This is a genomic window from Bosea sp. 29B, assembly GCF_902506165.1.
Taxonomy (GTDB): Bacteria; Pseudomonadota; Alphaproteobacteria; order Rhizobiales; family Beijerinckiaceae; genus Allobosea.
Map to the genome: position 1 here is coordinate 535,533 of NZ_LR733817.1, position 22,375 is coordinate 557,907.

The 22,375-nt window shown below is 67.2% G+C and carries 23 protein-coding genes; 9 read left to right on the forward strand and 14 right to left on the reverse strand.

What is annotated here, in order from left to right; genetic code table 11:
• The first annotated feature begins 106 nt into the window (after positions 1-106).
• The gene (locus GV161_RS02740) at positions 107-664 is read left to right on the forward strand and encodes a gamma-glutamylcyclotransferase (RefSeq protein ID WP_152011966.1); all 558 of its coding nucleotides are present in this window, start codon (positions 107-109) and stop codon (positions 662-664) included.
• 46 nt (positions 665-710) lie between these two features.
• Here GV161_RS02740 and GV161_RS02745 read toward each other — a convergent pair whose 3' ends face one another.
• The 5 genes from GV161_RS02745 to ftsE form a co-directional block, all read right to left on the reverse strand.
• On the reverse strand, positions 711-1,190 hold the full coding sequence (locus tag GV161_RS02745) for a hypothetical protein (RefSeq protein WP_152011965.1): 480 nt from the start codon (positions 1,188-1,190) through the stop codon (positions 711-713).
• A gap of 59 nt (positions 1,191-1,249) precedes the next feature.
• The gene (locus GV161_RS02750) at positions 1,250-2,032 is read right to left on the reverse strand and encodes a lysophospholipid acyltransferase family protein (protein WP_152011964.1); all 783 of its coding nucleotides are present in this window, start codon (positions 2,030-2,032) and stop codon (positions 1,250-1,252) included.
• Between the two features lie 51 nt (positions 2,033-2,083).
• The gene (locus tag GV161_RS02755; RefSeq protein ID WP_152011963.1) at positions 2,084-2,818 is read right to left on the reverse strand and encodes a YdcF family protein; all 735 of its coding nucleotides are present in this window, start codon (positions 2,816-2,818) and stop codon (positions 2,084-2,086) included.
• A 137-nt stretch (positions 2,819-2,955) separates the two neighbouring features.
• On the reverse strand, positions 2,956-3,933 hold the full coding sequence (locus GV161_RS02760) for an ABC transporter permease (RefSeq protein ID WP_244623860.1): 978 nt from the start codon (positions 3,931-3,933) through the stop codon (positions 2,956-2,958).
• Positions 3,920-4,579, reverse strand: a complete 660-nt coding sequence (gene ftsE, locus GV161_RS02765; protein WP_091836354.1) for a cell division ATP-binding protein FtsE — start codon at positions 4,577-4,579, stop codon at positions 3,920-3,922. Before ftsE ends, GV161_RS02760 begins: the two co-directional genes overlap by 14 nt.
• Positions 4,580-4,849: 270 nt before the next feature.
• Between ftsE and GV161_RS02770 the strand changes: the two genes are divergently transcribed.
• From GV161_RS02770 to GV161_RS02780, 3 genes are all read left to right on the forward strand, one after another.
• Entirely contained in the window at positions 4,850-5,677 is an 828-nt protein-coding gene (locus GV161_RS02770; protein ID WP_159650114.1) for a zinc-ribbon domain-containing protein, read from the forward strand.
• Between the two features lie 143 nt (positions 5,678-5,820).
• Positions 5,821-6,381, forward strand: coding sequence for a hypoxanthine phosphoribosyltransferase (hpt, locus tag GV161_RS02775; RefSeq protein ID WP_152011961.1), 561 nt, complete (start codon positions 5,821-5,823; stop codon positions 6,379-6,381).
• A 4-nt stretch (positions 6,382-6,385) separates the two neighbouring features.
• The gene (locus GV161_RS02780; protein WP_091836358.1) at positions 6,386-6,760 is read left to right on the forward strand and encodes a response regulator; all 375 of its coding nucleotides are present in this window, start codon (positions 6,386-6,388) and stop codon (positions 6,758-6,760) included.
• A gap of 12 nt (positions 6,761-6,772) precedes the next feature.
• Here the strand turns inward: GV161_RS02780 and GV161_RS02785 are convergent, their stop codons facing one another.
• A complete protein-coding gene (locus GV161_RS02785; protein WP_152011960.1) occupies positions 6,773-7,282 on the reverse strand; it encodes a TspO/MBR family protein in 510 nt (169 codons plus the stop codon).
• Positions 7,283-7,388: 106 nt separating this feature from the next.
• Between GV161_RS02785 and GV161_RS02790 the strand changes: the two genes are divergently transcribed.
• Positions 7,389-8,543, forward strand: a complete 1,155-nt coding sequence (locus GV161_RS02790) for an aminotransferase class I/II-fold pyridoxal phosphate-dependent enzyme (protein WP_152011959.1) — start codon at positions 7,389-7,391, stop codon at positions 8,541-8,543.
• 64 nt (positions 8,544-8,607) lie between these two features.
• Here GV161_RS02790 and GV161_RS02795 read toward each other — a convergent pair whose 3' ends face one another.
• Both GV161_RS02795 and GV161_RS02800 read right to left on the reverse strand, forming a co-directional pair.
• A complete protein-coding gene (locus tag GV161_RS02795; RefSeq protein WP_152011958.1) occupies positions 8,608-9,825 on the reverse strand; it encodes a GGDEF domain-containing protein in 1,218 nt (405 codons plus the stop codon).
• 145 nt (positions 9,826-9,970) lie between these two features.
• Positions 9,971-10,573 (reverse strand): glycoside hydrolase family 19 protein, encoded by a 603-nt coding sequence (locus tag GV161_RS02800; protein ID WP_201302980.1) that lies wholly within the window; start codon positions 10,571-10,573, stop codon positions 9,971-9,973.
• Positions 10,574-10,707: 134 nt separating this feature from the next.
• On the opposite strand from GV161_RS02800, the gene GV161_RS02805 reads away from it, so the two are divergent.
• Entirely contained in the window at positions 10,708-12,012 is a 1,305-nt protein-coding gene (locus GV161_RS02805) for an aminotransferase class V-fold PLP-dependent enzyme (RefSeq protein ID WP_152011957.1), read from the forward strand.
• A gap of 113 nt (positions 12,013-12,125) precedes the next feature.
• Here the strand turns inward: GV161_RS02805 and GV161_RS02810 are convergent, their stop codons facing one another.
• From GV161_RS02810 to argH, 4 genes are all read right to left on the reverse strand, one after another.
• The gene (locus GV161_RS02810) at positions 12,126-14,831 is read right to left on the reverse strand and encodes a TIGR02302 family protein (protein WP_152011956.1); all 2,706 of its coding nucleotides are present in this window, start codon (positions 14,829-14,831) and stop codon (positions 12,126-12,128) included.
• 133 nt (positions 14,832-14,964) lie between these two features.
• Positions 14,965-16,254, reverse strand: coding sequence for a diaminopimelate decarboxylase (gene lysA / locus GV161_RS02815; RefSeq protein ID WP_152011955.1), 1,290 nt, complete (start codon positions 16,252-16,254; stop codon positions 14,965-14,967).
• An 18-nt stretch (positions 16,255-16,272) separates the two neighbouring features.
• Positions 16,273-16,533, reverse strand: coding sequence for a lipoprotein (locus GV161_RS02820; protein WP_152011954.1), 261 nt, complete (start codon positions 16,531-16,533; stop codon positions 16,273-16,275).
• A gap of 76 nt (positions 16,534-16,609) precedes the next feature.
• On the reverse strand, positions 16,610-18,010 hold the full coding sequence (gene argH / locus GV161_RS02825; protein WP_152011953.1) for an argininosuccinate lyase: 1,401 nt from the start codon (positions 18,008-18,010) through the stop codon (positions 16,610-16,612).
• A gap of 31 nt (positions 18,011-18,041) precedes the next feature.
• Here argH and GV161_RS02830 point away from each other — a divergent pair, with 31 nt between their 5' ends.
• The 3 genes from GV161_RS02830 to GV161_RS02840 all read left to right on the forward strand — a co-directional run bounded on the left by GV161_RS02830 (position 18,042) and on the right by GV161_RS02840 (position 21,642).
• Positions 18,042-18,671, forward strand: coding sequence for a TlpA disulfide reductase family protein (locus GV161_RS02830; RefSeq protein WP_244623859.1), 630 nt, complete (start codon positions 18,042-18,044; stop codon positions 18,669-18,671).
• Positions 18,672-18,840: 169 nt separating this feature from the next.
• On the forward strand, positions 18,841-19,833 hold the full coding sequence (locus GV161_RS02835; RefSeq protein WP_152011951.1) for a hypothetical protein: 993 nt from the start codon (positions 18,841-18,843) through the stop codon (positions 19,831-19,833).
• 78 nt (positions 19,834-19,911) lie between these two features.
• Complete coding sequence (locus GV161_RS02840) at positions 19,912-21,642, forward strand: carbamoyltransferase C-terminal domain-containing protein (protein WP_152012448.1); 1,731 nt, start codon at positions 19,912-19,914, stop codon at positions 21,640-21,642.
• An 84-nt stretch (positions 21,643-21,726) separates the two neighbouring features.
• On the opposite strand, the gene grxD is transcribed toward GV161_RS02840, so the two are convergent.
• Both grxD and GV161_RS02850 read right to left on the reverse strand, forming a co-directional pair.
• The gene (gene grxD / locus GV161_RS02845; RefSeq protein WP_091836387.1) at positions 21,727-22,062 is read right to left on the reverse strand and encodes a Grx4 family monothiol glutaredoxin; all 336 of its coding nucleotides are present in this window, start codon (positions 22,060-22,062) and stop codon (positions 21,727-21,729) included.
• A gap of 47 nt (positions 22,063-22,109) precedes the next feature.
• Positions 22,110-22,346, reverse strand: a complete 237-nt coding sequence (locus GV161_RS02850) for a BolA family transcriptional regulator (RefSeq protein ID WP_152011950.1) — start codon at positions 22,344-22,346, stop codon at positions 22,110-22,112.
• Between the last annotated feature and the right edge of the window lie 29 nt (positions 22,347-22,375).

Here is a 22,375-nt window from a genome sequence, read left to right on the forward strand (position 1 = left end):
GTTGATAGCGACCGGGGCCGCAGCACGCCAGCGCTGACGCAGATTATCCGCCAACCGGTCGCGAAGCCTCTCTGGCGAGGCAAACGGGCTAAATTGTGAGGATCGGATGACGGTGCCGCTTCCGCCGGAAGATCTCTGGGTGTTCGGCTACGGTTCGCTGATCTGGCGTCCCGGCTTCGCCTTCGTCGAGCGCTCCGGCGCCCGCCTGCATGGCTATCACCGCGCGCTCTGCATCTATTCGCACGTCCATCGCGGCACGCCCGAGGTACCGGGACTGGTGCTGGGCCTCGATCGCGGCGGCATCTGCCGCGGCGTCGCCTTCCGCATTCCAGCCGGCCAGGCGGAGGAGACGATCGACTATCTGCGCGCTCGCGAGCAGGCGACTGCGGTCTATCTCGAACGGCGGCTGGCGCTTCGGCTCGACGATGGACGGCGGCTCAACGCACTGACCTACATCGCCGATCGCAACCACGAGCAATATGCCGGCCGCCTGCCCGAGGAGGCGGTGCTCGCCCTGGTACGCCAGGGCAAGGGCGTCTCGGGCGAGAACCCCGACTATGTCCGGCGCACCCATGAGCATCTGCACGAGATGGGCATCCGCGACCCGCTGTTGGCCCATCTCGTCGCGGAGCTGGACAGAGCAGGCGGGCCAGCGGTCCGCTGAGCATCTCCCTCCCAGTCCTCATCCTGAGGAATGGGCGACACGAAGCTCAAGCCTCCGGCATCAGGTCGCAGAGCGCGGCGCGGCGGCCGGCGCTGTCTTCCGCCAGGAGATGGACATGGATCTCGCTGGCGCCGGCCATGGCGTCGCGCCAGCGCGTCAGCGCCGCATCGATTCCGAACGGGCCACTGTCGCGCGCCGCGACAATCTTGCGGTCCGGCGACACCGCCAGCAGCACCGCGTCGGTGAAGCCGAGCGCATGCCCATCCTGGATGGCGAAGACCGAGGCGACATAGCGCCGCCCCGAGCGACCGCGCCAGGCGGTGAAGCGGCGTTCTGCGATCTGCGCGGCGGCGCGCAGCGGCATCTCGCGGACCTGCCCCGGCAAGGCTGAAGCATCGTCGAACAGCGGAGCCGCGCGCTCCGCCTTGGCGGGCTGCAGCGCCTCCAGCAGGTTGAGCTGGCGCGGCATCTTGTCGAGTGACCGGTTGCGGTCGAATGGGAAACGGGCTCGGGCCAAAGCAGCCATGTCGTTCCTCCTTTGTTCTAGAACAAAATCGGAACAGAACGATCCAATGTCAAGGCCGATCAGGCGCGGGCCTGCGGCTCCTGCCGTATGCTGACAGGAGCAGGCACACCGAGCCGGTCGAGTTCGGCCAGCCCGTCCGCGAGAAGACGGTTGCTCGCAGTCTCGATCTGCTCCTCCAACAGAGCGTGGAACGCCGCCTTGCCCATGCCCGGCTGAATCGCCGGCATGATCTCGACCTTGACCGTGCCCGGCCGCTTGATCAGGCTGCGCCGCGGCCAGAACAGCCCGGCATTGAGCGCGACCGGCACGCAAGGCACGCCCAGCTCGGTGTAGAGATGGGTGACGCCGTATTTATAGGCCGGCTCGGCCCCGGCCGGCCGGCGCGTGCCCTCCGGAAAAATCATCAATTGGCGCCCGTTCTGGCCGAGCTCGATCTTGGCGCGCCGGGTCACGGCCTGCAGAGCCCGGCTGCGGGCGCCGCGATCGACCGGGATCATCCTGAGCTTCAGCAGGCACCAGCCGAAGAACGGCAGCCAGGTCAGTTCGCGCTTGAGGATGTAGACGGGATTGCGGAACACCGTGATCAGCGCGAAGGTCTCCCAGGTCGACTGGTGCTTCGCCGCCATGATGATGCCGCCGGGCGGAATGTTCTCGAGGCCCTTGATCTCGTAGCGCGTGCCGACGATCACCCGCATCCACCAGAGCGACGTCTGCGCCCAGCACAGCGCGATCTTCAGCAGGAAGCGCGGCGGCAGCACCATCGTCACCATGGCTGCGAGCAGCCAGAATGCGAGGTTCAGGTAAAAGGCGGTGTTGAACAGGATCGAGCGGATCAGCAGCATGGTCCGCAAGAACCCCGGCCACCGATGCGCGTCAAGAGCCCGCCGGAAAGATCAGGCGCCGCGCGCCGGTGCCGGCGCCCGCGAGCGCTTGTCGTAATCGGGGCCGATCAGCTCGCCCGGCTTGGGCGAGATCGGCTTGCGGCCGCCGATGATCACGGAGAGCCGCGAGGTCTCGGGGTCGGTCTCGAGCTTGCTGCGCAGCGCGGCGACCAGGTATTTGAGGTATTCCGGCACCAGCAGGCGGATCGCGTGCCAGTCGCGCCACCAGCCGGCGACGTCGACCTGATCGGTCACCACCGGGTGCGGCACGAAGCGCACGCCCGGCATGGCATGGCGAAGCTCGAGTAGCGTGCGCGGCATGTGGTAGTTCGACGTCACCACCAGCAGCGAGCGGAAATCGTGGCGGCGGACCCAGCGGCGCGTCTCGATGGCGTTGCCGATGGTGTTTCGGGCGCGATAGTCGAGATCGACGCAGCAGGCGAGCGCCTCGCGCGCGCTCGGATTGAGCTTGGCCAGTTCGTCGCGGCCGGTCCGCTCGTTGACGCCGCTGATCAGCAGCCGCCGTCCGCGATCGGCATTGAGCAGGCTGACGGCGTCGCCGATGCGCTGCGCTCCCCCGGTGACGACGACGATCGCATCCGTGCGCGGCGGCGAGCCGGCTTCGGCCAGCGACAGGCCGGTGGCGAACCGGACATAGCCGGCAGCCACGACGAAAGAGCCGAGAAGGAAGGTCCAGAACAGGAAACGGCGAAACCAGCGGCGCCGCGGGGAAGCAGGCGTCGTCATCGGTCGCAGGGCAGCCGGGCTGTCCTCAACGCAGGGAAAATGACCTTGCCGGGTTCCAAGCAGCACCATGAGATCAGGATACTAACCGCCCAATCGGGCACAATGACGGCATTCCCACAACCCCGCCGCGCAGCGAGTCAGCCCATTGCCCTGAGATAATGGCGTACCGTCAGCCGCGAGACGAGTCCCGCGATCGTCGCGACCACAGCCGCGACCAGGATGACGACCGCATAGCCGGACCAGCCGATCTCGAAGGCGCCGAACAGCGCCTGCAGCTGGTCGGCCTCGGGCGTCGCGCTCCAGGCCGAGGACAGGAAGCCGAGCAGCGCGATCGCGATGATCGCCGCCAGTCCCCCAGCCGCGCCGCCGCGCAGGCCGAGCGCGACGAAGCGCGTCTGGAATTCGCGGGCGATGAACTCGTCGGTCGCTCCCACGAAATGCAGCACCTCGACCGAGTCGCGGCTGCCGGCCATGGCGCCGCGGGTCGCGAAGGCGACGGCGAGCCCGGCCGCCACCAGCACCAGTAGCACCACCGCGACGCCCGCGAGGATGATCGTGCTGGCCATGGTCGAGAGCCGGCGCACCCAGAGCCGGTGGTCGTCGAGCGTCGCGCTCGGCACCTCGCGCCGCAATGTCTGGCCGAAGGCAACAAGATCACTGGCAGAGGTCGAGGACAGCCGCAGCACGATCAATCGCGGGATCGGCAGCTCGACGAGGTCGAGCCCGGCTCCGAGCCAGGGTTCGAGCAGCTTGTCCGACTCCGCCTTCGGCATCGGTTTGGCCTCGGAGACACTCGGCACGGCTCGCGCCAGTTCGACCGCGCGGGCGATGTCCCGCTCGATGTTGCGGCGCGGATCGGGCCTGACCTGGATCGTCATCTCGTTGGCGACCGCGCCCCGCCATTGCTCGGAAGCGCGGGCGGCGAGCAGCGCCGCGCCGGCACTCAGCGCCGCCAGGAAGGTCAGGATGGCGATGACGACGACAAGCGCGCGCCCGGCGACCGAATCCACCGGCACCAGCGGCTGGTCGCGGCGCAGGCTCGCCGGCAGGCGCTGACCACCGCGCGGCCGCTCATCCTCGGCCTCGTCCATGTCGAGGGGCTCAGGCATCGACATGCAGATGCCCATCCGCCAGCACCAGACGCGGCGCGTCGTAGAGTTCCATCAGCGCGATGTCGTGGGTCGCGATCACCACAGCCGTTCCCAGCGACTGCAATTCCATGAAAAGCCGGAGCAGCCGCCGGCCGAGGCCGGGATCGACATTGCCGGTCGGCTCGTCGGCGAGCAGCAATTGCGGCCGGCTGATCAGGGCGCGCGCGATCGCGGCGCGCTGCTTTTCGCCGCCGGACAGGACCGCCGGCACCGCATGCATGCGCTCGCCGAGCCCGACCCAGCGCAGCAGCTCGACGACCTCGGCGCGATAGCTCGCCTCGTCCTTGCCGAGGACGCGCAGCGGCAGCGCGACGTTCTCGTAGACGGTCAGGTGATCGAGCAGACGGAAATCCTGGAAGACGACACCCATGCGCCGACGGAAATCGGTCAGCGTGGCGGCTTCGAGGCGCGAGACGTCCTGGCCGAAGAGATTGACCAGGCCGCGCGTCGGTTTGAGCGCCATCAGAACCAGGCGGATCAACGTGGTCTTGCCCGCGCCCGACGGCCCGGTCAGATACTGGAAGGAGCGCGGCGCGATGCTGAAGTTGATGTCCTTCAGCACCTCCGGCCCCATCCCGTATCGCAAGCCGACATTCTCGAACCGAACCAACGCACTTCCTCTCGCTGATCTTTTCCGAATCGTGCCGGACGAGCGCCGAGCCGACACGACCTTACACCGAGACCTCGCCCCGGCGGAAAGCGCCGGCAGGTTTTCCTCAGCCCTGCACGGCGCAGGCTTTACGCGACGTTAACCATAAATCGACCCTATGGGAGGCGGAGCCGCTGACCGCACCCGCTTGCGCTTGCGCGCAGCGGCGAGAAGGTCAGGCTCCGGACCGACATCTCTGGGATGCAGCGCGGAGCGAGCATTTTTAAGGCCATGCAGATCGTCTGCCCCAACTGCGCCAGCCGGTACGAGATCGCCGAGGCCAAGATCGGGACCGGCGGCCGCAAGGTGCGTTGCGCCAGCTGCCAGACGACCTGGCAGATCGAGGCGCCGCGCGCCTCCGACGCGCAGCCGGCGGAAGAAGTCCTGCAATCTGACCTGGATGCCGCGATCCCGGAGCTTCCCAGCCCCCCCAGCGCCGAGCAGACCGCCGCCGAGCTGGAGGAGGAGCTGCGCCGCGCCGCCGAGATCGACGCCAACATTTCGGCGATCGCGTCGGAGCAGACCGAGCCTCCGCAGCCGGACGCAGCACGATCACCGCCTCCCGGACGCAAGCGCAGCTGGATCGCGCCCCGCAATCCGGCGGCACGCCTGTCGCCGGCAGCTGCCGGCATCTTCGTCGCCACCGGCCTCGCCGCGCTCGGCCTCGGCCTCTGGCAACGCGAGCGCATCGTCCGGATGGTGCCGCAATTCGCCGGGCTCTACGCGAGCATCGGCTTGCCGGTCAATGTGCGCGGGCTTGCCTTCAGCGCCGTCGAGAGCGAACTGGTCCAGGATCAGCAGGGTCGTTTCCTCGTCGTCTCCGGCGATGTCACCAATGTCGCCAAGGGCGCGACCAGGGTGCCGCCGATCACGGTGATGGTGCAAAGCGAGGACGGCAAGGTGCTCTATAGCTGGACGACGGAGCCGCCGCGCCCGTCGCTGGAGCCGGCGGAGCTGATGCATTTCCGTGCCCGCCTCGCCTCGCCGCCCAATGACGGACGCTCCGTGCAGCTTCGCTTCGGCGCCGGCAGCCCCGGCGGCATCGCCAGCCTCTACTGATCTCTCCCGACTGGTTTCCACACCGCCACGACCCAGCCGCTTCAATTGTCGGCGCATGGACGCTATGACTGGGGCCTGAAGAGATTAGCCCGCGATCACGGGGCTGCGCGGGCATCGGCCCGCGCCGAAAGGAACGGTCGTCGATGTCCCAGCCCAAGCGTATCCGCGTTCTCTACGACGAGGCGGCGATCGCCGCGCGCAATGCCGAAATGGCCGCCGAGATCGCCGCCAATGCCGGCGAGGACCTGCTCGTCGTCGCGGTGCTGAAGGGCAGCTTCATGTTCGTCGCCGACCTGATCCGCGCCATGCATCGCGCCGGCATGACTCCGCAGGTCGAGTTCGTGCATTTGTCGAGCTATCGCGCCGCCACCGTATCATCCGGCCAGGTCGAGATCCTGCGGGATGTGCAGAGCGACGTCCGCGGTCGCCATGTCCTGCTCGTCGACGACATCCTCGAATCCGGCCGTACGCTTGCCTTCGCCAAGGACCTGCTCGCGGCGCGTGGCGCCGCCCGCGTCTCGACCGCCGTGTTGCTGGAGAAGCCGGCCAAGCGCGCCGTCAACATCGAAGCGGATTATGTCGGCTTCGAATGCCCCGATTATTTCGTCGTCGGCTACGGCATGGACGTCGCCCATTCCTATCGCCAATTGCCCTATGTCGGCGTGATCGAGACCGCCGACCAGGCCGGCCTGCCGGGGATCTGAAGCAATGTCGCGCATTCTCGTGGTCGATGACGAGGAGAGCCTGCGCTCGCTGGTCGCGCGCGGCCTCGCCATGGACGGGCACGATTGCCTGACCGCCGGCGACGGCGCCGAGGCGCTCGACATCCTGATGGCCGAGCAGGGCCATTTCGACCTGCTGCTCACCGATATCCGCATGCCGCTGATGGACGGCATCGCTCTGGCGCTCGCCGCCAAGCAGCACTTCCCCGACCTCACCATCATGCTGATGACCGGCTATGCCGAGCAGCGCGAGCGGGCCAAGAGCCTCGAGACGATCGTCTCGGAGGTGATGACCAAGCCCTTCACCATCGCCGAACTGCGCGAGACGGTGCTGCGCGTGATCGAGCGCTCGATCGGGTGAACAGCCGCAAGGCTAACCGTTCAACCACCAGATCGAAGCGTTGAGCAGGCTCGCGAACGAGACCCAGGCGAGATAGGGCACGAACAGGGCCACAGACACTCGGTCGCCCAGCCCTTCGAAACGTCGCATCGTCCAGATCATCGCCGCCAACAGCAGCGCGATCACGACCAGCCCGCCCGCCGGGCTGTTCACGCCAAAGAAGGCGCAGGACCAGAGCATGTTGAGCGCGAGCTGGACATGGTAGGCGAGCAGCGTCTGCGCCCTGCCCGGCGTATCGGCCGGCCGGCGCAGGACGCGGAACGCGGCCAGGGCCATCAGCGCGAACAGCGTCGTCCACACCGGAGCGAACAGCCAGTTCGGCGGATTGAACGGCGGCTTGGCGAGGCCGGCGTACCAGCCCGGTATCTGCGGTACCGTCACGGCGCTGCCGATCAGCGACGCCGCGACGACCGGCAGGATGGCGAGGAGTGCGGCAAGCCATACATTCAGCTGACGATCGGTGCTGCCTGACGATATGCTCATGCGGCGAGAATGGGGTGCGCCTGCGCGCCGCACAAGACGAGCCTCTTGCACCGCAGCAACTCAGATGAGATGAATTGTCTCACATAGTGGAAATCGGATCACCCCCATGACCAAGCGCCTGCTGCATCCCCGTTCGCTCGCCGCCCAGGCCATGGGCAAGATCGACCCGTTGACCAAGGCGGTGGTGCCGCCGATCCATGTCTCCACCACCTATATCCGCGACGAGGACAACGCCTATTCCTCCGGCTTCATCTATGGCCGGCCGGACAATGAGACCGTGCATGAGGCGCAGGCCGTGCTCGCCATGCTGGAGGAGGCCAAGGCCGGCGCCCTGCTGTTCGGCTCGGGGATGGCCGCGGCGACCGCCGTGTTCCAGGCGCTCTCGCCCGGCGACCATGTCGTCGCCTCCAAGGTGATGTACTGGGCGCTGCGCGCCTGGCTGCTGACCGAAGCGACCCGCTGGGGCCTCAAGATCGACTTCGTCGAGACCGACGATCTCGCCAAGCTCAAAGAGGCGGTGAAGCCGGGCGTCACCAAGCTCATCTGGGCCGAGACCCCGTCCAACCCGCTCTGGACCATCACCGACATCGCCGCCGTGGCCGAGATCGCCCATGCGGCAGGGGCGAAGCTCGCGGTCGACTCGACCTGCGCCTCCCCCGTGCACACCCGCCCGCTCACGCTCGGCGCCGACATCGTCATGCATGCCGCGACCAAGGTGCTGAACGGCCACTCCGACGTCGTCGCCGGCGCGCTCTGCGCCAATGTCGATGACGAATTCTGGGCCCGGATCAAGACGGTGCGCAAGGGCCAGGGCGGCATCCTCGGGCCGTTCGAGGCTTACCTGCTGATGCGCGGCATGCGCACGCTCCATGTCCGGCAGGAGCGCCAGTCGGCCTCGGCCATGGCGCTGGCCACGAGGCTGTCGGCTCACCCGCTGGTCTCGCGCGTGCTCTATCCCGGCCTGCCGCAGCATCCCGGCCACGACATCGCCGCCAGGCAGATGGAAGGCGGCTTCGGCTTCATGCTCTCCGTCCAGGTCAGCGGCGGCGAGGCGGCGGCGGTCAAGTCGGCCGCCCATGTCGAGCTCTATAAGCGCGCCACCTCGCTCGGCGGCGTCGAGAGCCTGATCGAGCACCGCGCCTCGATCGAGGGCGCCGGCTCCCCCTGTCCGCCCGATCTGCTGCGCCTCTCGACCGGCATCGAGGATGTCGAGGACCTCTTTGCCGATCTCGACCAGGCGCTGAAGGCCGGACACGCTTGAGCGGCTCGGCTTTCGCGTCGCTGCGCTAGAGCATTGGCGCGATTCAGAGAATCGCGGGAATGCTCTAGCCAGCCTTGAGTCGGACGAGGTCGGCAGCATCGCGCCGCCCATCCGGCGACGACCAGCTGTGGGCCAGGAATTCCATGTCGTCCGCGCTGACCGCAACCTGGTCGCGGCCGGCGCGCTTGGCTGCATACAGTGCCTTGTCGGCGTCGCGCAGGAGCGCGTCGAAATCGATGGCGACGTCCTCGGAATAGGCGACGCCGGCGCTTGTCGTGCTTGTGAACGAGCCACCATCCCCGCTGAAATGACGCTTTGCGAGACGCCTGCGAACACGATCAGCGAGTTTCGCAGCCGTGATCCGCGAGGCCTCCGGCAACAACAGCGCGAATTCCTCGCCGCCAAGCCGTGCGGCGAAACCCTGCGATCGGCAAGACAGCGCCAGGATCTTCCCGAAGCTCCGCAGCACGTCGTCGCCTGCCGGATGACCATGGACATCGTTGGTCGCCTTGAAGTGGTCCATGTCGAAAACGATGAGCGCGGCGGGACCTTTGATGTCTTCCGCGATACGGCTGAGCAGCGCTCGCCGGTTGAGCAGGCCGGTCAGCGGATCGGTCTCGGCATCGCGCTTGTGGCTGCGTGCCAACCGCGCCTGGTTGAGCGCCAGGGAAAGCGCGCCGATACCGGAAAGGGTGGCCAGGCAGACGACGATATTGAGATCTTCGGCCCAATTCGACGGAGCCTGCGACAGGCGCCACTCGCCGTCCTGCAGCAGCAGGATGGCGCAGGGGACAAAGGAGAGCCCCGTCACGACATAGAGAGCCGTCAGCAGCGGGATGGCCAGCCGGGCCTCGGCGCGCCCGAGCCAGTAGTCCCAGGCCGTGATGAGAAGGATGCTCGTCGCTGCCACATTGAGCATGACGATGGCGGCGCCGTTGTAGCCGGCCAGCATCGGGACCGCCATGGCGATGGACGATGCGATCGCCATAATCGCCATGCTGCGCCAGGGCAGAACGCCGGTGCGGAACTCCCGGCCGGCGCCGAACACGAAGGCGAGGCCGGTCAGCAGGATCGTGTACCCGGCCGCGCCGACGGCGGGCGACATGATCTGAGCGTACCAGCTGTAGATCAGCACGCCGAGCGCCATGAACCCCACGCCGAAAGTCCAGGCGATCAGGAAACGTTCCGTCCGGGAGGCAAGCCAGCTGACGAAAAAGGTGATCGCCAATCCGCAGCCGGAAAGAGCAAAGGCCGTCAACAGCGAATGGTAGTCCAGCGGCAAGGCATACTCTGCGGCAGTTGGCGAGAGGTGCGCGGGTTATGGACCAGCTGCGGTTGCAGAAAATTTAAACCGATCGCGTGGATTCCGAGCTATTGCGGCAGGGAGTGATCCGGATCGGCGTTGAGCCGAGCCTCCTGCCTCGGCACTAGAACCAGATGCCCTTCGCCGTCGTCAGCAATTGCCGGCGCTCGGCGAGGCCGTTCAAGCCGCCGTTGATCAGCTGGGTGACGCGAGCCGCGTCGTCGCGGTCGGCGGCGGCGTTGATCTTGCGGTCGCGCCAATAGGCGAAGGCGATCTGCACCGAGATGCGCGGATCGAGCGCCAGCTCCGGCCGCCCCTCCAGATCGATGTTCAGCATCCGGCCGATGCGCTTGTAGTTGGCGCGGCCGGTGAGCTGGAAGATGCCGCGCCCATGATAGCGCGCCCCGTCACCGGGCTCGGTGTTGCCGAGATCCTCGCGGCCTTCATATTTGGCGAACTGCTTCTTCCCGCCCTTCTCTTCCAGCGTGTGGAAGCGGTCGGTCTCGAAGGCGGCCTGCGCCAGGAAATGGCAGACGCGCAGCGGCGTCGTCAGGTCGGCCTCGGCGGCAAGCCGCGTGAAATGCAGGGCGACGTTGCCCATGATCTCGGCCTTGCCGATCGGCGCGAGGCGCGAGAGCCGCTCGAAACTGACGGCGAGATCCGGCTGCCGCGGAGCCTGCGGCTCCTCGACTGGTACGTCCTCGGCTGGTGATCCCTGCATCGACATGGCAGCACTCCTGTTGCGCGTTTGCGCGAGTATGCATCGGTTTCGCGGTGCGGGGATAAGTTCGCCAATAGGACCGTCATGGCCCTGAAACAGCCGGCGTTTAGCGAGGGCGCCCGCCCCAAGGAACGCCCGCCATGACCGACGACACCACTCTCAATCGCCGCGCATTGCTCGCCGGCCTCGGCACCGCCGCTCTCGCTGCTGCCGCGGCAGCGCCCGCCCTCGCCCGCTCGCTGCCCGCGCTGCCGACCAGCAACCTTGGCACCGACACCGGCTATTGGGATGCGGTCCGGCGCCTCTACAGCGTCACGCCTGACATGGTGAACCTGGAGAACGGCTATTGGGGGATCATGGCCGAGCCGGTGAAGGCAGAATACAAGCGCCTGACCGACTTCGTGAATTTCGAGAACACCGTCTACGCCCGCAGCAAGATCGGCCAGGATCTCGACAATGTCCGCACGCCGCTGGCCGATTTCCTCGGCGTCGCCCGCGAGGAGATCGCGCTGACCCGCGGCGCCACCGAAGCGCTGCAGACGCTGATCGCCGGCTACAACAAGCTGAAACCCGGCGACGGCGTGCTCTATGCCGATCTCGACTATGATTCGATGCAGTACGCGATGAACTGGCTGAAAGGCCGGCGCGGTGTCGAGGTCGCGAAATTCGACATCCCCGAACCGGCGACCAAGGCCAATGTGCTGGTGGCCTATGAGGCTGCCCTTAACGCCAACCCGAAGACCAAACTGCTGCTGCTCACCCATATCAGCCACCGCACCGGGCTGATGCTGCCGGTCAGGGAGCTCGCTGCCATGGCCAGGGCGCGCGGCATCGACGTCATCCTCGACGCCGCCCATAGCTGGGGCCAGGTCGACTTCAAGGCGAGGGATCTCGGCGTCGACTTCATCGGCTTCAACCTGCACAAATGGATCGGCGCGCCGCTCGGCGTCGGCATCATCTACATCGCCCGTGAGCGCCTTGCCGATATCGACACCCATTACGGCGACGAGGATTTCAAGCCGGACGATGTCCGCTCGCGCATCCACACCGGCACGCCGAACTTCGCCGCGCAGCTCACTGTTCCCGCTGCCCTTGCCCTCCACCAGGAAGTCGGGCCGCAGGCCAAGGAGGCGCGCTACCGCCATCTGCGCAATTACTGGGTCGCCAGGGCGCGCGAGCTCAAGGGCGTCGAGATCCAGACCCCGGACGATCCCGAGATGGTCGCCGGCATCACGTCCTTCGCACTCACCGGCAAGCGCTCGGCCGCCGACTGCAACGCCGTCGTCGCGGCGCTGCGCGACCAGCACAAGGTGATGACGGTGCGCCGTGGCGGCGTCGCCAAGGGCAACACCATCCGCATCTCGCCAGCGCCCTATCTGACGGAAGCCGACCTCGACCGCTTCATTGCGGCACTCGCGGTGGTTTCGGGCAACCGGGCGGGGTAACTCTTGCCGTCATTCTCGGGCGGCGCAAAGCGCCGACCCGAGAATGACGGCAAGAAGGCACTGGTTTCCGAGATGCTCGGGTCAAGCCCGAGCATGACGCGAAACCATCGCGTTCAATTCCGCCGCAGCAGGCGCTCGAGATAATCGAGCTCCTCGGTCGGCCGCAGCGGATCGCCGAGGCGCCGCCGCAGCTCTTCGAGGATGCGCCGCGCCCGTTGGGTCGCGCTCTCGTCGGCACCCGGAACGCGCACGCGGCCATCGGCCCAATCGCGCTGGCGCTGCGGCCGCCCGAGCGGATCGTTGTTGTCGCGCTGCTGCGCCGAGGGTCGGCCGGCCGGACGCCCATCCGGATCGCCATAGGCATTGTCGTTGCCTTCGCCCTCGCCGGGCTCGCCCTGCATCTGCTGGGCGAGGTTCTGGCCGCCTTTGCGCAGCGCCTCGAGCGCGCGACCCTGCGAGTCGACTGCCGACCCTTCCTGGCCCTGGCCGAGCTGGCCCTCGGCCTCGCGCATCGCATCCTCGGCCTCGCCGAGTTCGCCGGGATCGGCGCCCATGCCGCGCATGCGCCGCTGCAGATCCTGCAGCCGTTCCCGCAAGGCCTGCTGGCGCTGCGACAAGCCCTGACCCTGGCCCTGCCCGCCTTCGGCGTTCTGGCCGTCCTCGCCCTCGCCGTCCTCGCCGGGCTGCTGCCCGGGTTGCTGGCCACGCTGCCCGCGCTGGCCCTGCTGCCCTTGCTGGCGCTGGCCCTGCTGACCGGGACGCGCCTGCTGCTGGCCCGGGCGGCGACCCTGCTGGGTGCGGTTCTGGTTCTGCTGGTCCTGCTGATAGGTCTCGTCGCGCAATTGCTGTTGCTCGCGCGTCATCCGGTCGAGATCGCCCAGCGCCTGGTTCATCTCGCGCTGGCGCGGGTCCTGCTGGCCGGGACGCGCCGTCTTGAGATTGTTCAGGAGGTTGTTGAGCTCCTCCATCAGGCGCTGCGCCTCGGCCATGTCGCCGCGCTTGGTCAACTCCTCGATGCGGTTGAGCATGTTCTGCAGGTCGCGCGGCGTCACCGTGCGGAAATTCTCCGGCAGACGCGCCTGGTTCTGCTCGCCGTTCTGCTGCTGGCGCTGCCATTGCTGGGCAAGCTCGCGCATGTACTGGTCCATGGCGCGGCGCAGGTCCTCGGTGAGCTTCTTCATCTCCTCTTCGGAGGCACCGCGCTCCAGCGCCTGCGCCAGGTTCTCCTGCGCGGCCCGCAGTGCCTTTTCGGCATCCGAGAGGTCGCCATCCTCGAGCTGCAGCGCGAGCGCCCACATCATCTCGGCGGCGTCGCGCAGCTGGTCGTCGCTGGCGGCGCGGCGCAGTCGCTCGCCGATCATGCGCATGCCGAGGTAGACGCCAGTCTCCTTCATGAAGCGGTCGGGCTCGATCATCAGCGCATCGAGCGCGAGCTGGACGTTCTTGCGATTGTCGACGTCCATGACGAGCTTGCGCCGCTGCTCGACCAGTGCCTTGGCCAGCGGCTTGGTGAAGGTCCGCTGCGGCAGCACGACCTCGATGGTCTCGCTGCGCCCTTCCTGCCCGGTCTCGTCGCGCGCCAGGAGGCTCATATTGACCTTGGCGCCGGCCCAGGGATGGGCCGAGAAATCGACCGTGCTCTTCATCTCGTCGTCGCCGGAACCGGAGGGCGGCACCGGCAGGATTTGCTTGGGCGCCTCGACCAGCGAGCGGCCACCCGTAATCGGCCCGACGCGCGAGACCAGCACCTCCGCCGAAGCGATGCCGTAGTCGTCCTTGGCGCGGTAGCTGATGCCGAGCCCGCCCTGGACGCCGCTGACGGGCTTGGGCGCATCGACAAAGGCGATCTCCGGCTTCTGGTCGATGATCGCGTGCAGGCTCAGCGTCTGCGCCGGCGCGCCCGAGCCGGTGATGCGCAAGGTGCCGTCGCCGGCGACGAGATAGCGCTTCTCGGTCACCGCGACCGTATTCGGCGGCGCCGCCTTGGCCTCGACCGGCTTGGCGTCTCCGGATTTGGCTTCGCCGGGCTTGCCCTCGACCGGTACGGCATCGAGGCGGCCGGTGGTCGCGACATCCATGCCGCTCTTGCCGGCGATGCGGACCACTACCGTCGACTTCTCGGGCACGTTGAAGTTCGGGCCGGCGAGCTTGCCGAAATCGATCAGGATCGGCGGCATGCGCGTATAGGACGGCGGATCGATCCAGGCATCGATCCGGACCGCGGCGGCAGCGAGCGCCGGCCCGCGCCAGTCGAAGGCGGCGGTCAGCCGCGGCAGGGCCTCATGCCCGGCGACGAAGAAGCCGGCGACGGCCGCGACCAGCGGCGCGGCCCGCAGGGCCCGCCTGTCGCGCCCGGCCATGTGCGGCTGCGGCGGTGCAACCTTCAGCGCCGCGACATGGGCGCTCTGGCGCTGCAGGTGCAGCGTCCACAATGCCTGCGAGACCGGGTCCTTGCCGCCGACCGCGAGCGTATCCTCCAGCGCGGTCGCCGGGCGATGCGCCCCGTCCATCGACTGGTCGAGCCGAGCCAGCGCCTCGCGGCGGCTGGGCCAGCGGCCGGTGACGGCCGGCCAGAAACTTCCGAGCAGGAGGAGAGCGAAGAAGGCGCAGCCGGCGGCTCGCCCCCACCAAGGCAGGTGCAGCCACAGCCCGAACCAGGAGACGGCAAGGAAGGCGAGGACGACGCAGAGCGGCGCCCACAGCTTCGGCCAGAGGCGCTCCCAGGCAAGAGACAGCCGCGATGCCGCAGTGAGGCGCTCCAGCCTCTTGCGGATCATACCGACCGGATCTAGCGCCGTGCGGCGCGGTGCTTCGCTCATCCGCTGCTCCGGGCCGCCCCCGCGGCGCCTCTCCTAGCTTCATCGATCGAAGGGAGAGGCTAACACGGGAATGTGGCGTGACCAGCGTCGAAGCGCTACGCCCCACAGGTGCTCCGGGAAATGTGAAGCAGACTCAGGGCAGCCAGGGCGGCGCGCGATCCGTGCCGATCAGCTCTTCATAGGTCTGGCGCGGCCGCGTCACGGCGAATTTATCGCCCTTCACCATCACTTCGGCGACCAGCGGGCGCTGATTGTAGGTTGAGGACATGCTGGCGCCATAGGCACCCGCCGTCATGAAGGCGATGAGGTCGCCGGGCTTCAACGCCGCGAGTTCGCGCCCGGTGGTGAAGGTGTCGCCTGATTCGCAGATCGGCCCGACCACATCATAGGCGATCGTCTTCGCCCCCTCCGCCGGCTCGGCCACCGGCCAGATCTCGTGATAGGCCTCGTACATCGCCGGCCGCATCAGATCGTTCATCGCCGCATCGACGACGAGGAACTCCTTGGTCGGGCGCGGATTGAGGTGGAGCACTTTCGTCAGGAGGATGCCGGCATTGCCGACGATCAGGCGCCCCGGCTCGAAGCCGAGCTCGGCATCGAGCCCTTGCATCAGCTTGGCGACCATTCCGGCATAGGCTTCGATCAGCCCCGGGCCATGGTCGAAATTCCTGGGGACCTCGTAGGGGATGCCGAGCCCGCCGCCGAGGTCGAGCCGGTCGACGCGGTGCCCTTCGGCCCGAAGCGCCAGCACGAGATCGCGCATCTTGGCATAGGCAGCCTCGAACGCTTCCGTCTCGCGGATCTGGCTGCCGATATGCACGGCGAGGCCCATGATGCGAACGCCTGCCATGTTGGCGGCGCGGGCATAGAGCCGGTGCACCTCCTCGAAGGAAACGCCGAACTTGTTGGCCGAGGACCCCGTGGTGATCTTGGCGTGGCCGCCGGCGCCGATATCGGGATTGACCCGGAACACCGCCTCCTGGCGCTTGCCGAACCGTTGCGCCACCTTCGACAAGAGGTCGAGCTCGCCCTCGGTCTCGATATTGACCTGGTAGATGCCGGCTTCGACGGCGAAGGCAAGCTCGCTCTCAGCTTTGCCGACGCCGGAGAACACGATCTTGCTGGCCGGGAAGCCGGCGGCGAGCGCCTTGCGGATCTCGCCCTCGGAGACCGTGTCGGCGCCGGCGCCGAGCGCGGCCAGCGTCTTCAGCACGCCGAGATTGCTGTTCGCCTTCATGGCGTAGAAGACATGCGCCGGCTTGCCCGGCATGGTCGACGCCATCGCCGCCTCATAGAGGCGATAATGCCGCTCGATCGTCGCCGAGGAATAGACATAGACCGGCGTTCCGACGTCTGCCGCGATCTCGCGCAGGTCGACATCCTCGGCGAAGAGCGCGCCGTCGCGATAGGCGAAGTGATGCATCGAAGGTCCGGAAGACTGTCAGAGCAACGGGTCGAGCACGAAGGGCTTCTCGGGTACCTCGATCGCCTTGTTGCGCTTCGGCGGCTTGCCGAGCGGCGAAGCTTCCGAAGCGTTGAAGCTGTTCTCGACGGCGCCCGTCTGCTGATCCGGCAGATCGATCGCGTTCTTGGCGTTCGGCGGCGGCTCCAGCGGTCCACGGCGGCCGCAAGCCGCGAGCGCGAGGCCGAGCAGGCCGACCACCAGCACGGTGCGGCCGAGTTTCAGGCGGGATTGCGGCACGAACGATGATCCTTAGGCGAAGCTTCGGGACGAGTGTAGCGAATGGCGCGCAAGCTTGCGAGCCTTTGCGCCGGGATCATGACTGCGGCTTCGCGTCCTTGGCGAGCTGCTTCAGCCAGCGCCTGGCCTGCCGCTTCACATTGGCGGGGGCTGTGCCGCCATAGCTGGTGCGGCTCTTCACCGAGCGCTCGACGCCGAGCACCGCGAAAATCTCGTCGCCGATCTTGGGCTCGACCTCCTGCATCTCGGCGAGCGAGAGCTTCTCCAGCCCGACGCCCTTGGCCGAGGCGATACCGACGAGCCGGCCGGTGACGTGGTGGGCGTCGCGGAACGGCATCTTCAGCACGCGCACCAGCCAGTCGGCGAGGTCGGTGGCTGTGGCGTAGCCGAGCCCGGCCGCCTTCTTCATTGTCTTCAGGTCCGGCTGCATGTCGCGGACCATGCCGGCGCTGGCAGCGAGGCAGAGCGACAGGGTCTGCACCGCGTCGAAGGTGCCCTCCTTGTCCTCCTGCATGTCCTTCGAATAGGTCAGCGGCAGCCCCTTCATCATCGTCAGCATGCCTTGCAGCGCGCCGAAGACGCGGCCCGCCTTGCCGCGCACCAGCTCAGCGGCGTCGGGATTGCGCTTCTGCGGCATGATCGAGGAGCCGGTCGAGAACTTGTCGGAGAGCTTGACGAAACCGAATTGCGGCGTCGCCCACAGCACGATCTCCTCGGCCAGGCGCGACAGGTGCATGGCGCAGATCGAGGCGGCAGACAGCGTCTCCAGCACGAAATCGCGATCCGAGACCGAATCCAGCGAGTTGGCGGTCGGGCGGGCGAAACCGAGCGCCTTGGCCGTCATGTGCCGGTCGATCGGGAAGGATGTGCCGGCGAGCGCAGCGGCGCCGAGCGGGGATTCATTCATGCGCTCGCGGGCGTCACGAAGCCGGCTGCGATCGCGCGCCAGCATCTCGACGTAAGCCAGCAGGTGATGGCCGAAGGTGACCGGCTGTGCCGACTGCAGATGGGTGAAGCCCGGCATCACCGCGCCGGCATAGCTATCCGCCTTTTCGGCGAGGGCGAGCTGAAGGTCGGCGACCTGCTCGTCGAGCTGGTCGAGCGCATCGCGCACCCACAGGCGCATATCGGTCGCGACCTGGTCGTTGCGCGAGCGCGCAGTGTGCAGGCGCCCGGCGGCGAGGCCGATCCGGTCCTTGAGATTGCTCTCTATGTTCATGTGGATGTCTTCGAGAGCGCGCGAGAACGTGAAGCGCCCGGCCTCGATCTCGGCCTCGATGCCCTTGAGTCCGGCCGAGATCGCGTCCACGTCCTCACGCGTCAGGATGCCGGTCTCGGCGAGCATGGCAGCATGTGCCAGCGAGCCGCGGATATCCTGGCGCCAGAGGCGCTGGTCGAAATCGATGGAGGCGTTGATCTCCTCCATGATGGCGTCGGGACCTGTGGCGAAACGCCCACCCCACATGCGGTTGCTCACGGCGGTCTTTCCTGCTCTTCAAGGACGTACGATGACGTCTCGGTCGAAAATGGCGATGGCCTGTGGGGCCTTGGCGCTGCTGGTGCTCGGCGGCGCAGGGGCCTTCTACTCCGTGCGGGGCGGAGCCGGCAATTCCACTTGCAGCGCCGCCTCGGCAAAGGTTGAAACACTGCGCGCCCTGGCGAAAGGCGAGGTCGCGGCCGTCGAGGTCGCCAAGCAGCCGGCGCTCCTGCCCGATCTTGCCTTCAACGGGCCGGACGGCAAGCCGACGACGCTGTCGGCCTTTCGAGGCAGGACGGTGCTGGTCAATCTCTGGGCGACCTGGTGTCTGCCCTGCCTGACCGAGATGCCGGCGCTCGATGCGCTCCAGGGTGCGCTCGGCAACGCCGATTTCGAGGTGGTGGCGATCAATATCGACACGCGCCACCCCGACAAGCCGAAGAAGTGGCTGGCTGACAAGAGCATTACTCGCCTTGCCTACTATGCCGACCCGCAGGCCAAGGTCTTTCAGGACATCCGCGCCGTGAAGAAGGTCGAGGGCATGCCGATCAGCCTGCTGGTCGACCCGGCCGGCTGCGAGCTCGCTCTGTTGCAAGGGCCCGCCGAATGGGCCGGCGCCGACGCCAAGGCGCTGATCACCGCGGCGATCGGCCGCCGCTGACCTCCCACTCCTGTCGATCAGGCCGCTGACGCCCACAAGGGCGGCAAGCGGCTTAAGGCCTCATCCTTCGATTATAACGTCGCGGGATGTGAACCTGTATCCGCTCAGCCAGTTGCAACATGGGCCGCGTCGGCAACGCGGACACCAGCAATCGTATAGGAGCGAAGCGATGATCCGATTCGACTTGGTCACAGTGCGCCAGGCCGCCCGAACGGCCCTTCGGCTGGCCATGGGTGGCTTGCTGGCCGCCGGATTGGCAGTCACTGCGCAGGCTCAGGATCGCACCGCGATCTCCGGAACCACGGTCTCGCTGGCACCGCTGAAGGGCTTCGTGCCGTCCAGCAAGTTCGCGGGCCTCGAGCATGCCGAAGCCAAGGCGTCGGTCCTGGTAGTCGAAATGCCGCCCGAGGCACATACGCAGTTGCAGGCGCTGTTCGGCAACGCGGAAACTGCCAAGACGAACTTCGCTAAGCAGAACATCGTGATCGACGAGGCCGAGGACATCGAGACTGCCGGGGGCAAGGGCCGCATTCTGACCGGCCAGCAGAATGTTGCCGGCACCACCTTCGATAAGTGGATCGTGCTGCTCAAGGGCGCCAAGACCGTGATGATCACCGTGCAGGCGCCGGAGGATTCCGATCTCGACGGCGATGACGTCGTCACCATGCTGAAGAGCGTCTCGCTCGGTGCCGAGCCGACGCTCGACCAGAAGCTCGCCGCCCTGCCCTTCCGCGTCCGCGCCACCGAGCCTTTCCGCGTCGTCGACACCTTCGGCGGCCTCGGCGTGCTGATGACCTCGGGCCCGCTGAACGTCGACCCCAAGGGCAGCCAGCCCATGCTGATCGTCAGCTACCAGACCGGCGGCCAGGTCGCGGCCGGCCAGCTGACCGCCGTCGCCGAAAAGCTGCTGCAGACGACGCGCGGCTTCGAGGAGGCCGAGATCGCCAAGCGCGAGACGGTCGCCTTCGCCGGCAGCAAGGATGGCGTGCTGCTCTCGGGCAAGACCGCTGAGGGTGGCACCGGCAAGCGCTTTTCCCAGTATATCGGCCTTGGCCCGGATGGCCGCTTCGTGCGCATGATCGTCAGCGCCGACGAAGCGACCTATCCCTCGCTGGAGCCGGCGATCAAGGCGATCGCCGACAGCATCGCCTTCGCCCAGTGATCGACTGACGCCACTACCCGGCGTCACCGATCTGCAACATTTGCCATGGCCGGCCGGCTGCTCCATACGCTGCCGGCCATGAGCTACACCATCGGCCTCGCCACCACCTTCCACGACCCGGCCATCGCCATCGTCAATCCCAGCGGAGAGGTCCTCTTCGCCGAGGCGGCCGAGCGCTATCTGCAATACAAGCGTGCCCCGAACTGCGAGCCGGACACGGCTGTGCGGATGGAAAGCCTGCTCAAGCGCTATATCCCGAAGGGCGCGGAGATCAGGCTCGCCACCAGTTGGGGCGAGGAATTCACCGGCTTCCTCGACCAGATGAGCCGCGCCGGCTCCTTCAGCCTCGACTCACTGTTGAAGCTTTCGCCCGCGTTCAATCGCTCGCTCGTGCCCGAGCGCAGCGAGCGCGCCTTGATCGCCAACCTGCACCATCAGCAGCAGCGCGCCGGCCTCGGTACCCTGCTCGGCCTCGACCGCGCCTTCGGCGAGGCGAAGATCACCGGGATGAAGCGCTATGGCCACCATCTCAGCCATGCCGCCTATGCCTCCTGGTCTTCGCCCTTCCGCGATGCCGCCTGCCTCGCCGTCGATGGCATGGGCGAGACCGGCGCTTCCGCGATCTTCGCGCTCAGGGATGGCCGCCTCACCGAGCTGAAGCGTCATCGCGGCCGCGAATCGATCGGCTTCTATTTCGGCTTCGTCACCGATCTCGCCGGCTTCGACCAGGCCAAGGGCGAGGAATGGAAGATCATGGGGCTCGCGCCCTATGGCCGGAGCGATCCCGAATTGCTCGCTCTGCTGCGCAAGCTCTATCGCGTCGAGGGCACCAAGCTCACCTTCGCCGACGCCGCGACGGTCCAGAACGTCGCCGACGAAATCCTGGCTCGCCGCCCGGCCGACGCGCTCGACAAGGGCTGGGCCGATCTCTCGCGCTGCGGCCAGGACGTCTTCGCCGAAATGATGGAGGCGCTGCTCGCCGAGACCGCGGCGCTCTGCCCGTCGGAGAATCTCGTGCTCGCCGGCGGCTGCGCGCTCAACTCGTCCTTCAACGGCAAGATCGTCGGCCGCCACGGCTTCAAGCAGGTTTATGTCCCCTCAGCCCCGGCCGATGACGGCAATGCGATCGGCGCCGCCTGGCTCGCCCATGCCGAGGCCAATCCGGATTGGCAGGCGCCCAAGGGGCCGATGAGCCCCTATCTCGGCTCGAGCCTATCGACCGAACCCTTCGAACGCATGGCGGCCTGGGAGCCGCGCCTGAAGAAGCTGTCGCCCGACGAGATCATCACCGCGACGGCCAAGCTCCTGGCGGAGGGCAAGCTCATCGGCTGGGCGCAGGGACGCGCCGAGTTCGGGCCGCGCGCACTCGGCAACCGCTCGATCCTGGCCGATCCGCGCCCGGCGAACGCCAAGGACCTCCTCAACGCCAAGGTGAAGTACCGCGAGGCCTTCCGGCCGTTCGCGCCTTCGATCCTGGCCGAGCACGGCCCCGACTGGTTCGAGAACTACCAGGACGCGCCCTATATGGAGCGCACCCTGACCTGGAAGGAAGCGGTGCGTTCACGCGTTCCCGCCGTCGTCCACGAGGACTCAACCGGGCGGCTGCAGAGCGTCACCGCCGAGCGCAATCCGCGCTACCACGCCCTGATCACCGCGTTCCACGAGATCACCGGCGTGCCGGTGATCCTCAACACCTCGTTCAACATCATGGGCAAGCCGATCCTGCACACGAGCGAGGACGCGATCCTGATGTTCTATACGAGCGGACTGGACGCGCTCGTGGTCGAGGACTGGCTGCTGGTGAAGTAATCGCCCGCTGTGGCCGTCGGCCTATCCGGACATGAAAAAGGCGGCGCTCACGCGCCGCCTTTTCGATTCTGAAGATGAAAAAGCTCAGCTCGCCTGCTTGACGGCGATGCCCTTCTCTTCGAGCAGCGCCTGCAACTCGCCGGCCTGGAACATCTCACGGGTAATGTCGCAGCCGCCGACGAACTCGCCCTTGACGTAGAGCTGCGGGATGGTCGGCCAGTTCGAATAGGCCTTGATGCCCTCGCGGATCTCCTGATCCTCGAGCACGTTGACGCCCTTGAAGGGCACGCCGACGTAAGAGAGGATCTGCACGACCTGGCCGGAGAAGCCGCACATCGGGAATTGCGGCGTGCCCTTCATGAAGAGCACCACGTCGCTGGACTTCACTTCGGCATCGATACGGGCGTTCACATCGCTCATGGCTTTATCTCCAAATGCGGGTTCAAGGCCCGCCGGATGAACTCGTTCTAATCTTGGGGAACCGTCGTCGTCAGCGCAAGGGCATGCAGCACGCCGCCCATGTTTCCTTGCAAGGCGGCATAGACCATCTGATGCTGCTGCACGCGCGACTTGCCCTTGAAGGCGGCCGAAACCACCGTCGCAGCATAATGATCACCGTCGCCGGCGAGATCCTTGATCTCGACGACGGCGTCGGGGAACACCGCCTTGATCATGCGCTCGATCTCGCTCGCTTCCATCGCCATGGCGATCTCCTCAAAGCATTTTCAAGCGA